Source organism: Streptomyces sp. NRRL F-5135 (assembly GCF_000719775.1).
Classification (GTDB): domain Bacteria; phylum Actinomycetota; class Actinomycetes; order Streptomycetales; family Streptomycetaceae; genus Streptomyces; species Streptomyces hebeiensis.
Genome location: NZ_JOHR01000003.1, coordinates 233,104 through 245,179, shown reverse-complemented (window position 1 = coordinate 245,179; position 12,076 = coordinate 233,104). Strand labels below are relative to the sequence as shown.

The window sequence follows — 12,076 nt, the reverse complement described above, 5'->3', positions numbered from 1 at the left end:
GAAGGCCGGCGGGCGCGGGGCGCGGCCCCGGCGCGGTGTCGCGCGATGCGGCGCGATGCGGTCAGCGCCTGATCTCCTTGATCCGCAGCATGCGCGTGATGACCTTGTCGAGCTCCTCGTCGTCGAAGACCTTCTTCCAGTCGTCCTTGACGATCGACTCGCGGCCGTAGTCCATGGCGATCAGGCACGCGTCCGAGAAGGGGTTGTCGCCCTTGAGCGTGTTGGCGAGGGCGACCTGGGTGTGGCCGAGGAGCATGGCGCGGGCCGCCGCCTCCGGCACACCCACCGTGTGGACCGTCTCGTGCAGCGCCTCGGTGAGCAGCGCGCCCACCATGCAGGCGATGGTCTCCACCAGCGTCGGCTCCAGGACGGCGAGCTGCTTGACCGTCACCCAGTGCACGTCCACGACCGGCGCGTACATCGTGCGGACCACGGACTCGGTCAGCTCCTGGGCCGCCGGGTCCGCCCCTTCGAAGGCCGCGACGACCTCCTGGGGCGCGGCGATCCCGCCGAAGGTGTCCGCGTACTCCTCCTTGGTGGTGCGCTCCAGGAAGACGGAGGGGTGACAGGGGTGGGCGCAGGCGTTGTGCACGTCGTCGCGGCGGGCGAGCAGGCCCGCGTAGGCGGCGGCCGGGTCGAGGGTGAGCAGCACCGCGCCCGGCTTCATCAGCGGGACGAGCTGCTCGGAGACCGTGCCGAGGACGACGTCCGGCACGGCCAGGATCACCACGTCGGCGCGGGCCGCGGCCTCGGCGGAGTCCGTCAGCTGCCGGCCGAGACCGGTGATGAGCTCCTGGCCCTTGGCCGAGTTCTCGGCGAACAGGACCGTGAAGTCGCTCTTGACGAGATTGTTGGAGACGCGCTGGCCCATCTTGCCTGCGGCGCCGATGACGGCGACGGTCTTGTTCTCGGTGGCCATTACTTGCTCCTCAGAAGTGTGTTGATGCTGTGCCGGGTCCACTGGTCCTCGATCCGGGCGGTCGTCTCGAAACCCTCGTCCTGCCAGGGAAGCCAGTGCTCGGCGATCTGGTTGATCCCGCGCTGCTCGGGCCGCACGGTGTGCACCATGTGGGCGTAGTCGAGCAGTCCTTCGCCGAGCGGGCAGCCGGCATAGGTGAAACCGACCCAGCCGTCCCGCCGGCTGAAGGCGAAGTCCTTGACGTGGATGTTCACCACGTACGGTGCCGTGGCCTCGACGACGGCCCTCGGGTGCTCCAGGCGGGCGACGCAGTTGCCCGGGTCCAGGACGACGCCCAGGTGCGGGTCGTCGACGGCCCGGACGACCGCCAGGAGGTCGTCGGTGGAGACCTGTTCGTAGGTCTCCAGGCCGAGGGTGACCCCGCGCTCCGCGTACCGGGGGACGCTCTCGCGCAGGAGGCCGGTCGCCTCGGCGGTGCCCGGCCGGTGCCCGGCGGTGTTCAGCATCGAACGGACGAAGCGGGCGCCCAGCTTCTCCGCCAGTCCGAGGTACGTGGAGAGATGGCCGGGGCGGATGCCCCGGGTGCCCAGTTCCAGCGCGATGCCCAGGTCCTCGGCGGTGGCCCGGATGGCCGCGAGCCGGGTGTCGTCGTGGGTCTCGATGGGCGCGTAGTCGCAGATCTGGAAGACCTCCGCCCCCAGTTCCCGGGCGTCGCGGAGCATCTCCTCGACGGTCAGCGGCCGCGGGGCCCGCGCGGAGATCCGCCAGAAGTAGCAGTAGGTGCTCAGTCCGTACGCCATCACGCGCCCGCCTTCACGGCGCCCCGGGCACTGATCTCGTCCAGGATCAGCCCCACGGCGGCCGGGTCATGGGCGAAGCGGCCCAGGAAGAGACCGTCCACGCCGTCGCCGAGCCTACCGAGCAGGCCGGGGCCCGCGCTGCCGCCGTAGATGACCCGGCTCTCCGCGTAACGGGGGCGCGCGGCCAGCCAGTCGGTGAGCGCGGCGCACACGGTGGTGATGTGTTCGGCGGAGGCGGGTTCGGGGGCTCCGATGGCCCACTGCGGTTCGTAGGCGACGACCACGCGCCCGGCGTCCGCGCCGTGCCGCGCGGCGGTGTCGAGGATCCGGGCCAGTTCGGTGGCGGTGCGCTCGGCGGCCTCGGCGGGCTCGGCCCGGTCGGGTTCACCGACGCAGAGCACGGGGGTCAGTCCGCTGCGCAGCGCCGCGGCCGTCTTGGCCGCGACCACGGTGTCCCCCTCGCCGAAGAGGCGGCGCCGCTCGGCGTGGCCGACCTCGGCGTAGGAGCAGCCGATCTCCTTCAGATACGGCCCCGAGACCTCGCCGGTGTAGGGGCCGCGGTCCTCGGTGGCCAGGTCCTGCGCGCCGACGGTCACACCGGTGCCGGCGAGGACGCTGTGCACGGGGACGAGGCCGGGGAAGGCCGGCAGGACGAACACCTCGGTCAGGCCGCCCGTGACGGCGGGGTGCCGGGCGGCGAGGTCGCCGACGCGACGGGCCCAGTTGAGGGTCTCGTGATGTCCGAAGTACATCTTGAGACTCACCCCGAGCAGGGTGGGTGCGGACATCAGGCGGCGTCTTCCTGCTCGGTCTCGTAGTCGTTCATCAGCTGGACCTTGGCCGCGGAGGCGGAGGTCTCGTCGAAACGGTAGGAGAGCCATTCGGCGGCGAGCCGGCGGGCCAGCTCCAGGCCGACGACGCGCTGGCCGAAGGTGAGCACCTGGGCGTTGTTGGAGAGGATCGCGCGCTCGACGGAGAAGGAGTCGTGGGCGGTGACCGCCCTGATGCCCCTGACCTTGTTGGCGGCGATGGCCACGCCGAGGCCGGTGCCGCACACCAGGAGCGCCCGGTCGGCCTCGCCGCGCGCGACCATCTCGGCCGCCGCGATGGCGATGGTCGGGTAGGCCGTGTGGCCGTCGGCGTCCACCCCGACGTCGGTGACGGCCGCGACCAGGTCGCTGTTCTCGAGGTCCCTCTTCAGTACTTCCTTGTAGTCGTAACCGGCGTCATCCGAGCCGACGACGATGCGCAGCTTGTTGTCGCTCATGGGGGTGGTGCTCCTCAGTGGGTGGTGAGTACGCCGTGGACGGCGCGGACGATCAGGGCGAGCGAGTGGGCGCCGGCGTCCGGGGTGCCGAGGGACCGTTCGGCGTGCGGGCGGGCGCGTCCCATCCGTGGCACGAGGTCGGCGGTGGCCTTGGCGGCCTGTTCGGCGGCGGTGGCCGCGCGGTCCCAGGCGGTGGCCAGGTCCTCACCGGCGGCGGCGGCCCCGGCCAGGGTGTCGGCGAAGGGGACGAGGACGTCGACCATCGTCTTGTCGCCGACCTCGGCCTTGCCGAGCCTGCGGACGGCGGCGGACGCCTCGGTGACACCGTCGGCCACGGCGCGGGCGGTGGGCCGCTCGGTGTCGCCGAGCGCGGTGCCGACCGCGTGCAGCAGGACGCCCCACAGGGCGCCGGAGGTGCCGCCGGCCCGGTCCGCCCAGGCATCGGCGGCGGCGGCGACGGCCGTGCCCGCGCCGGCGCCCGCCCCGGCGGCCTCGGCCGCGGCGCGGTGCGCGGCCTCGGAGCCCCGTCGCATGCCGATGCCGTGGTCGCCGTCACCGGCGACGGCGTCGATGCGGCCGAGTTCCTCGGCGTGCTCGTCGACGGTGTCGCGGACGGCTTTCAGCGCGGCGACCGCGGTCGCGGCGACGGCCCGTGAGGCGTCGGTGGCCGCCGCGGGCCCGGCGGTACGGGCCGTCCCGGCGGCGGCCCCGGACGCGTCCGTGTGCGCCGGCGCGTCCGGGGCGGTGTCCAGGCGGCCCTTGCGGTAGGCGGGGGTGTCGGCCCCGGCGGTCCACAGGGCTTCGAGGTCCTCGTCCAGCCAGCACAGGGTGAGCGAGACGCCGGCCATGTCGAAGCTGGTCACCAGCTCGCCGACGTCCGGCTCGACGGCCTCCACACCGGCCTCGGCCAGCAGCTGGGCCACCCGTCGGTAGACGACGAAGAGCTCCTCGTACTTGACGGATCCGAGCCCGTTGAGGATGACCGCGGCGCGGCTGCCGCGCGCCCGCTCGACATCCTCGGGGAGTTCCGCCAGCAGGGTGGCGACCAGGAGTCCGGCCGCCTCGTCGGCGCTCGGCACGTCCCGCTCGCCGATGCCCGGCTCGCCGTGGATGCCGAGGCCGACCGCCATCCGCCCCTCGTCCACGGTGAACAGCGGGTGGTCGGCACCGGGCAGCGTGCAGCCGCTGAACGCGATGCCGAAGGAGCGGGTACGGGCGTTGGCGCGCCGGGCGGTGGCGACGACCTCGGCCAGCGGCCGGCCCGCCTCGGCCGCCGCGGCGGCCGCCTTGAACACCGGCAGGTCACCGGCGATGCCGCGGCGCTTGTCCGCCTCGGCGGCGTCCGCGCTGGAGACATCGTCGGTGACGGCCACGCACGCCGTCTCGACGCCCTCGGCGGTCAGCTGCTCGGCGGCCTGCCCGAAGTGCAGGACGTCGCCCGCGTAGTTGCCGTACATCAGGACGACACCGCCGCCGGCCTGCGCGTTCTGCGCGACGGTACGGATCTGCCGCGCCGACGGGGAGGCGAACACGTTGCCGACCGCGGCGCCGTGCGCGAGCCCGGGGCCCACCAGCCCGGAGAAGGCCGGGTAGTGGCCGGAGCCGCCGCCGATCACGACGGCGACCTGGCCGGGGGGCGTCGGCGCGGCGCGTACGACACCGCCGGCCACGGGCCGCACCCAGCGCCGGTGGGCCGCCACGAAGCCCTCCAGTGCCTCGTCGGCGAAGGCGGCGGGGTCGTTGAACAGACGGGTCATGTCAGTGCACCTCGAGAAGCGGCTTGTCCGCCGAGTCGTTGGGGCCGGTGTGTCCGCGGGTGGCGAGGACGGTCATCAGGGCCGCGGAGAGCAGCATGAATCCGCCCACGACGAACATGGGGAGGGTGTAACCGCCGCTGAAGTCCTTGAGCCAGCCCGTGACGTAGCCGGCGGCGAAGCCCGCGATGTTGCCGGCCGTGTTGATCAGGGCGATGCCCGCCGCGGCGGCGGCGCCGGTGAGGAACCGGGAGGGCAGCGACCAGAACACCGGCAGCGCCGCGAAGATCGCGCAGGCCGTCACGGTGATCACGGCGATGGTCGCGGAGGGGGAGCTCATGTACAGCGCGACGGGGATGGAGACACCGCCGACGACGGCCGGTCCCGCCACGTGCCAGGCCTTCGCGCCGTGCCGGGTGGCGTGCCTGGACCAGAAGAACAGCACGATGGCGGCGGGCAGGTACGGGATGGCGGTGATCAGCGCCTTCTCCATCACGCTGAACGACGTCCCGAAGCTCTCCTGGAAGCCCTCGATGATGGTCGGCAGGAAGAAGGCGAGCGCGTACAGGCCGTAGATGAAGCCGAAGTAGACCATCGAGAGGACCCAGACCCGGCCGCTGCGGAAGGCCTCCTTGAGGGCTTCGCGGCCATGGCTGTTCTCCGAGTGGCCCGTCTTGGTGGCGTTCTCGGCGGCCAGCTCCCCGGTCAGCCAGTCCTTCTCCGCCGGGGACAGCCACTTCGCGTCGGCGGGCCGGTCGATCAGGTAGAACCAGGCGACGACGCCGAGCAGGATCGCGGGGAGCGAGACGAACAGGAACATCACGCGCCAGCCCTCGAGCCCGAACAGGCCGTGGTGGCCGATCAGCCAGCCCGCGAGCGGGGCGCCGAGCACCGTGGTCAGCGGCTGCGCGAGGTAGAACAGGGCGAGCACCTTCGTGCGGTGCCGGGTGGGCACCCACTGGCTGAGGAAGAGGATCGCGCCGGGGAAGAATCCGGCCTCGGCGACGCCCAGCAGGAACCGCAGGACGTACAGCTGCTCGCTGTTCTGCACCCAGGTGAACAACAGGGACACGATGCCCCAGGTCACCATGATCCTGGCCAGCCAGCGGCGGGCGCCGAACCGGTGGAGCGCCATGTTGCTCGGCACTTCGAGCACGATGTAACCGATGAAGAAGACGCCGGAGGCGAAGCCGAACTGCGCCGCGGTGAGCGCGAGGTCCTCCCCCATCCCGTTCGGCTCGGCGAAGGACACGGCCGTGCGATCCAGGTAGTTCACGAAGAACATCAGGGCCACGAACGGGACGAGCCGCAGCGAGACCTTTCTGATCGCTGATCTCTCCACGGCGGACGGCGCGGACGACAACGCGGTGGCACCCATTGGTGACTCCCTTTGCTGCGCCGGACAGCTCTGTCCGGACTCGGGTCATAGTCGGCAGCGATCGTGGCTGAGACGGAGCGCAGCACCCGCGCGACCGGCTGATGTGTCCTCAACGTAACCCCCGGAAGAAAATTGGTCACCAATTAACCAATGTGGCCAGGGTCACTCTTGAAATGGCTCGACCTTCTCTTGACAAGGAGTGGCGCGCATGCGTCGCGATCTCTTCCCGGAGGACCCGTGAACAGCGCAAACGAACGTCTGGTGTACTGGTGACCGTGACCAGTCAGCCCGTTCAGCCGCCGTCCGCCTCGCCGGACCTCGCCCAGCTCCTGCGCCCGGTGGTGCGCGAGTCCTCGGTCAGCGAGGTGGCCAAGCGGCTCCTCGACCACCTCTCCGCGGGTGACATCAGGCCGGGCACCCGGCTGCCCGCGGAACGCCAGCTCGCCGAGGCGCTCGGCGTGGCGCGCTCCAGCGTGCGGGGCGCCCTGTCGGCCCTCGACGTGCTGGGCATCATCGAGATCCGCCCCGGCTCCGGATCGTACGTGCGGGCGGGCACCTCGGAGTTCCTGCCGCGCGCCATCAACTGGGGCCTGATGCTCGGTCAGCGGCGCACGCAGGACCTGGTCGAGGTGCGGACGCACCTGGAGGGCGTCTCGGCGCGGCTGGCGGCGGAGCGCGCGACGGAGGGGGACGTGGCGCGACTGGAGGAGCACCTGACGCGGATGCGGGAGGCGGGGACGGACGCGGCGGCGTTCATCGACGCGGACATCGCATTCCATCTGGAGACGGCGAACATCGCGCGGAACTCGGTGCTCAGCGACATCCTGCACAGCATCCGCGCACTGTTGCAGGTGTGGATGGAACGGGTCAGCGACCTGGAGGGCACGGTCAGCGGCACGCTGTGCGAGCACGACGCGGTGCTGGCGGCGATCCGCGCCCAGGACGCGGACGCGGCGAGCGAGGCGATGGCGGAGCACATGCGGATGGCGAACGCGCGGCTGCGTTCGACCATCGACGCGACGGAGGAAGCGGCGGACTGATCCGCGGCGCCGGAGGCTCGGCGGAGCCGGCCGGGCCGGACGCGACGCGTCGTCCGGTCGCCCTGCCGCGGGACCGCGCCGGCCGACCGGACAGGTCCGGTCAGCGGCCGCCGAACTCCCGGCCGCCGGGCCGCGGTCCGGCCCGGTGCCGGCCGGCCCGGAGCGCGGTGGACTCCTCCTCCGGCAGGCTCGGCCAGACGGGCCGCCGCGGCGGCTCCTCGCGCGGGCTCTTCGCGTCCTCCGGCCGGTTCCACTCCCCCTCACCCAGCACGAGCAGCGGATCGAACATCACCACGACGCCCGCGACCACCATGAAGACCACCGGGCCGATCAGCATCGGGAACAGCAGCGAGGTGGGCGAGCCGCCCTCCGGGGCCACCCCCGCGATCCCCTCCAGCCGCACACTGACCGAGGCCATGGCCGTGTAGTGCATGCCGGACACCGCCAGGCCCATCACCCCGCTGGCGCCCAGGCTGGGCAGGAACCCCTGGATGGACACGGCGGCCCACAGGGCGGCGGTGGCGGCGACGACCGCGATCACGACGGACGCGACAACTCCCGGCAGGGCGTACTCCACGTGCCCGTGCATGCGCATCCCGGACATCCCGATGTAGTGCATGGCGGCGATCCCGGCTCCCATGAACACACCGGCGCAGATCAGCACCGCTCGCCGGCCACCCCCGTATCCGGCCATGAAGACACCGACACCCGCCACGGCCACCGCCACGACGAGACTGAGGACCGTCGTCGGGACGTCATAGCTGATGGGCGCCTCCATCACCCGGAATCCGACCATGGCGATGAAGTGCATCGTCCAGATGCCGGAGCCGATGCAGGCGGCCCCGAGCCCGAGCCAGCCGGGTTTGAAGGAGCGCTCGGTGAACAGCGACCTGGTCACACAGCGAAGCCCCAGGACGCTGCCCAGGCACGCCATCAAGAAGGCCGCCACCGGAGTGACGAGGCCGTAGGAGAACCCGTCGATCGTGCCGTACATGTACGGTATGCCCTTCCCCCGAGAACGTGGTGTGCACGAGTGTTCGCACGGTGCGACGATAGGGGCCCCGATCTCACAGCGCGCGCTCTTCGTATCACTAATTGGTAAAGGTGTTGGCTCGTGTCACGCGAGAGGGGCCAAGCAGCCCGAAATCCCCTCAGAGCACCGCGAGTTCGGCCTCCAGGTCGGCCAGCCCCAGGGAGCCCTGGGACAGCGCGGCCATGTGCCACCGCTTCAGGTCGAAGGCGGAGCCCCGCCGCCGGCGGGCCGCTTCCCGGCCGCGCAGCCAGGCGCGTTCGCCCAGTTTGTAGCCGATGGCCTGGCCGGGGGTGCTCAGATAGCGGGTCATCTCACTGCGGACGAAGGCGTCCGGGCGACCGCAGTGGGCACGCAGGAAAGCGATCGCGGACGCGGGGGTCCAGCGCTCGCCTGGATGGTGCGGGGAGTGGGCTGGGGCGGCCAGGGACAGGTGCGTGCCCAGGTCGATCACGACCCGTACGGCACGGGTCAGTTGGAGGTCGAGGTGGCCGAGCCGGTGTTCGGGATCGGCGAGGAAGCCGAGTTCGTCCATCAGCCGTTCCGCGTACAGGGCCCAGCCCTCCGAGCCGGCGCTCACGGTCCCCACGGCCGTCTGGTAGCGCGTGAGCCGGTCCGCCCGGTGGGCCCACTGCGCCAGTTGCAGATGGTGACCGGGCACCCCCTCGTGGTACCAGGTGGAGACCAGTTCGTACGTCGGGAAACGCCTGCGGCCCAGCGTCGGCAGCCAGGTGCGGCCCGGGCGCGTGAAGTCCTGGGAAGGGGCGGTGTAGTAGGGCGCGGCGGCGCCGCCCGGCGGGGCGATCCGGGACTCGACGCGCCTGATCCGGTCGGCGATTTCGAAGTGTGTGCCGTCCAGGCGGTCGATCGCCTGGTCCATCAGGTCCTGGAGCCAGGCACGCACCCGCTCCTCGCCCTCGACGGCGTGCCCGTACGTGTCGAGGTGGGTGAGCACGTCCCGGGGTGAGGCCGCGTCGGGCAGGATCTTCGCGGCCTCGACGCGTATCTCCTCGCGCAGGCGGTGGAACTCGGACCAGCCGTACGCGTACGCCTCGGCCGGGTCGAGGTCGATCCCGGTGTAGTAGCGCGCGGTGACGGCGTAGCGGTCGGGGCCCGCCACGTCCGGGGCGCCGTCGACCGCCGGGGCGTACACCTCCCGCAGCCAGTTCCGCAGGCGGAGGACGCCGTCGGCCGCCGCCCGGGCCGCGCCCTCCACCTCGCCGCGCAGTGGCTCGGGCGCGCCCGCGGCGAAGCGGCCGAACCAGCCGCCGTTGCCGCCCCGTTCCCCCGCCCACTCGCCCAACTGGTCGATCATCGGGGCCACATGCGCGGGCCCGCCCGGCAGGTTCCGCCGCAGGCCCTCGGCGAGGGAGGCGCGGTAGGAGTCCAGCGAGGCCGGGACGGAGCGCAGTCGGCGCGCGGCCACGCGCCACTCCTCCTCGTTCCCGGTCGGAGTCAGGGTCAGGGCGGTGCGGACGCGGTACACGGGCGAGTAGATCGGGGACAGCGACCTCAGCGTCTCGCCCGTTTCGTGCATCGCCAGTTCGGCGGTCAGCCGCTCGCGGAGCAGCCGGGCGCAGTTCCGCTCGGCCGCGTCGGCTTCACCTGGCGGGACCGGGCCGCCACCGCCGTGCGCGCGGTACGCGCCGTCCAGCCGGCGCAGTGTGTGTCTCGCGAGGTCCGCGGCGGCGTCGAGCCCGTCGGGGGAGAAGTCGGGCAGCCCGCGGTGGCTCTCCCGGTGGCCGAGCATCGTGCCGAGTACGGGGTCCAGGGCGATCAGGGCGTCGGTGTGGTCGTCCGCGATCCGGCGGGGTGCCGTCGGTCGCCGCGCCGGGATGTTGGCTGCGTCCGTCATGCCGTCCATCCTCGCGCCGTACGGCGACCGCCGCGCGGAAACGGGGCACGCGAGGGGGCCTCCGCCCGGATCTCGGCCGGCTCGCGCGCGGATCCGTCGGGGCGCGCCATGGCCGGCGCGAACACCCCGCCGGGAAGGCGTTTTGGGCGTCGTGGGCCGTCTGGAGGGCCAGGGCCGTCTTCCCGATGCCCGGTGCGCCGGAGACGATCACCAGGACGCCCGCGGCCCCGGAGGTGAGGCGGTCCCCGAGCGCGGCCCGCTCCCGCGAGCGACCGGCGAAGCACGGAACCGCGGGCGCGGGTGGCCGATCGGCCGGCAGAGCTGCCGGCGGCGGGGCGACGGGGCGGACCGCCGGGGTCGGTGTGCCCCCGGGCACCCCGTCAGGGCCCGGCGACGGGGCCGGCGTCCGGCTCGGGACGGCCGGTGCGGGTGGCTCGACGGGGCCGTCCGCCGGAGTGCGTGGAGCGAGAGCGGTGGTGCTGGTCTCGTCGGCCGGCCCACGGGACGTGGGGGACGCGGTCCCCGGGGCCGGGCGGGCGGGAGCCGGGCCGTCGGTACCCACCCGGGCAGAGCGCCGGGCCGGGGCGGGCGGGCCTGCGGTGAGCGCCTTCGGCACGGAGTGCGGCGCGGCGCCCGGGCTCAGTTGCCTCGCGCCGCGCCCGGGCGGGGCGAGTCGCGCCGTGGGGGCGCCCGGCAGGGGTGTCGCACGGTCGACGGCCGGCGGGCCGAGGCCGTCGCCGCGCAGGATGCGAGTTCCAGCCGCTGGAGGTCGGGGCCGGGATCGATCCCCAGTTCCTCCTTCAGCCGTTCCTTCACGGAGCGGTACTCCGCGAGGGCCTCGGACTGACGGCCGGTGCGGTACAGAGCTTCAATGAGCTGTTCGGAGAACCGTTCCCGCCCGGGATGTCTTCGCGCCGTCTCCCACAGGTCCACCAGTACCTGTCGGCACAGACCGAGGGCGAGTTCGATGTCGCAGGCGCGTTCGAGCGCGCGCAGCCGCTCCTCCGTCAGGCCGGGCACCTCGTCGCGGTGCAGCAGGACGGACGGTACGGTACGTTCGCCAGCAACGGCCCCTGCCACAGCGTCAGCGCCTCCTTGAGCCGGTAGAGCTCGCCCTCGACGTCCCCCGTACCGTCCGCGCCGCGCACCAGCGCGCGGAAGCGCACGAGATCGAGCGTGTCGGCGTCGGCGTTCATCCGGTACCCGCCGGGCACCGCCTCGATGAGGTCACCACCGGCACCGTATGTGCCGAAGAGGCGTCGGAGCCGGAGCACACAGCTCTGCGGCGCCGCCCTGGCCGTGGCCGGCGGGTCCTCGTCCCACAGCACCCGCAGCAGCTGGCCGGTCGGTACGACCGTTCCGGGATGCAGCAGCAGTGCCGCCAGCAGGCTGGTCGGTTTGGACGGTTTGAGGACGACCGTTTCGCGGCCCTCCGCAAGAGTCAGGGGGCCGAGCAACTGGAAACGCACGCGAATCCGCTCCCTTGATTCAGAGCCTGGATCCGCGGCTCATGAAAGCGCCGAACCGCAGGCACATCATGGCTCCGGAGCCTCGAAAAACAGAAAGGACGGATTTATTTCTCTGGTACCAGACCTCTGCCAGGCCGCACTGGATTCCTTCTCCCTTGTATGCGCAACCCGCAAGGCACCACGCACACTTGGCCGGATTGACGCACACGACCCGACCGGATGCCCACGAATCGACCGCAAATTACCAGCACATGAATGGACGACAAATATCACGTGACGCGCTTTTCCAATAGCAGCGCCGAGCGCTCGTCAGGAAGGCTAGTAACTCAGCTCAGGAAAGTCGACCCCAAGGTCACGGAATATTCAAGCCGATGGCATCCGGCCGGAAATGTCCCGTCGGGGGCGCCCGGCGCGGGCACGGATTTCAGTGGCGCGGCACGGACGTCAGTGGCACGGGGCCGCCACGGACACCGGTGGCGTGACATCGCCATGGAAAGAGGGCCCGGCGGAGACCGCGCTCCGCCGGGCCCTGCCCGGTCGATCCCCTCCGCCCCCGTCGCGACC

10 protein-coding genes and 1 pseudogene are annotated in these 12,076 nt (G+C 72.3%); 1 reads left to right on the top strand and 10 read right to left on the bottom strand.

Annotated elements, in window-relative coordinates; translation table 11 throughout:
- Positions 1–61: 61 nt before the first annotated feature.
- Genes IG02_RS0106415 through IG02_RS0106390 form a run of 6 tightly spaced genes read right to left on the bottom strand, consistent with a single transcriptional unit; the run spans position 62 to position 6,118 of the window.
- Positions 62–919, bottom strand: a complete 858-nt coding sequence (locus tag IG02_RS0106415; protein ID WP_030742885.1) for a phosphogluconate dehydrogenase C-terminal domain-containing protein — start codon at positions 917–919, stop codon at positions 62–64.
- Positions 919–1,719, bottom strand: a complete 801-nt coding sequence (locus IG02_RS0106410; RefSeq protein ID WP_030742882.1) for a sugar phosphate isomerase/epimerase family protein — start codon at positions 1,717–1,719, stop codon at positions 919–921. The genes IG02_RS0106415 and IG02_RS0106410 overlap by 1 nt, the downstream gene beginning before the upstream one ends.
- A complete protein-coding gene (locus IG02_RS0106405; protein ID WP_030742880.1) occupies positions 1,719–2,507 on the bottom strand; it encodes a triose-phosphate isomerase family protein in 789 nt (262 codons plus the stop codon). Before IG02_RS0106405 ends, IG02_RS0106410 begins: the two co-directional genes overlap by 1 nt.
- On the bottom strand, positions 2,507–2,986 hold the full coding sequence (locus IG02_RS0106400; protein WP_030742877.1) for a ribose-5-phosphate isomerase: 480 nt from the start codon (positions 2,984–2,986) through the stop codon (positions 2,507–2,509). The genes IG02_RS0106405 and IG02_RS0106400 overlap by 1 nt, the downstream gene beginning before the upstream one ends.
- Before the next feature lie 14 nt (positions 2,987–3,000).
- The gene (locus IG02_RS0106395) at positions 3,001–4,743 is read right to left on the bottom strand and encodes a dihydroxyacetone kinase family protein (RefSeq protein ID WP_030742875.1); all 1,743 of its coding nucleotides are present in this window, start codon (positions 4,741–4,743) and stop codon (positions 3,001–3,003) included.
- A gap of 1 nt (position 4,744) precedes the next feature.
- The gene (locus IG02_RS0106390; protein ID WP_030742872.1) at positions 4,745–6,118 is read right to left on the bottom strand and encodes an MFS transporter; all 1,374 of its coding nucleotides are present in this window, start codon (positions 6,116–6,118) and stop codon (positions 4,745–4,747) included.
- Positions 6,119–6,387: 269 nt separating this feature from the next.
- On the opposite strand from IG02_RS0106390, the gene IG02_RS0106385 reads away from it, so the two are divergent.
- Positions 6,388–7,158, top strand: a complete 771-nt coding sequence (locus IG02_RS0106385) for a FadR/GntR family transcriptional regulator (RefSeq protein ID WP_030742869.1) — start codon at positions 6,388–6,390, stop codon at positions 7,156–7,158.
- A gap of 100 nt (positions 7,159–7,258) precedes the next feature.
- On the opposite strand, the gene IG02_RS0106380 is transcribed toward IG02_RS0106385, so the two are convergent.
- The 4 genes and pseudogenes from IG02_RS0106380 to IG02_RS42570 all read right to left on the bottom strand — a co-directional run bounded on the left by IG02_RS0106380 (position 7,259) and on the right by IG02_RS42570 (position 11,512).
- Positions 7,259–8,152, bottom strand: a complete 894-nt coding sequence (locus IG02_RS0106380; protein ID WP_030742866.1) for an MHYT domain-containing protein — start codon at positions 8,150–8,152, stop codon at positions 7,259–7,261.
- Between the two features lie 157 nt (positions 8,153–8,309).
- Entirely contained in the window at positions 8,310–10,043 is a 1,734-nt protein-coding gene (locus tag IG02_RS0106375) for a DUF885 domain-containing protein (RefSeq protein WP_030742863.1), read from the bottom strand.
- Between the two features lie 639 nt (positions 10,044–10,682).
- Positions 10,683–11,138: pseudogene (locus IG02_RS42575) on the bottom strand (AfsR/SARP family transcriptional regulator); the annotation flags it as partial.
- Positions 11,051–11,512 carry an AfsR/SARP family transcriptional regulator gene (locus IG02_RS42570; protein ID WP_051764573.1) on the bottom strand — a complete coding sequence of 154 codons (462 nt, stop codon included), beginning with the start codon at positions 11,510–11,512 and terminating at the stop codon, positions 11,051–11,053. The pseudogene IG02_RS42575 and the gene IG02_RS42570, both read right to left, overlap by 88 nt.
- Positions 11,513–12,076: the final 564 nt, after the last annotated feature.

Coding starts and splice junctions, on each gene's coding strand:
- IG02_RS0106375 (WP_030742863.1), bottom strand. CDS start 10,043: ATGACGGACGCAGCCAACATCCCGGCGCGGCGACCGACGGCACCCCGC.
- IG02_RS0106380 (WP_030742866.1), bottom strand. CDS start 8,152: ATGTACGGCACGATCGACGGGTTCTCCTACGGCCTCGTCACTCCGGTG.
- IG02_RS0106400 (WP_030742877.1), bottom strand. CDS start 2,986: ATGAGCGACAACAAGCTGCGCATCGTCGTCGGCTCGGATGACGCCGGT.
- IG02_RS0106395 (WP_030742875.1), bottom strand. CDS start 4,743: ATGACCCGTCTGTTCAACGACCCCGCCGCCTTCGCCGACGAGGCACTG.
- IG02_RS0106415 (WP_030742885.1), bottom strand. CDS start 919: ATGGCCACCGAGAACAAGACCGTCGCCGTCATCGGCGCCGCAGGCAAG.
- IG02_RS0106390 (WP_030742872.1), bottom strand. CDS start 6,118: ATGGGTGCCACCGCGTTGTCGTCCGCGCCGTCCGCCGTGGAGAGATCA.
- IG02_RS0106405 (WP_030742880.1), bottom strand. CDS start 2,507: ATGTCCGCACCCACCCTGCTCGGGGTGAGTCTCAAGATGTACTTCGGA.
- IG02_RS0106410 (WP_030742882.1), bottom strand. CDS start 1,719: ATGGCGTACGGACTGAGCACCTACTGCTACTTCTGGCGGATCTCCGCG.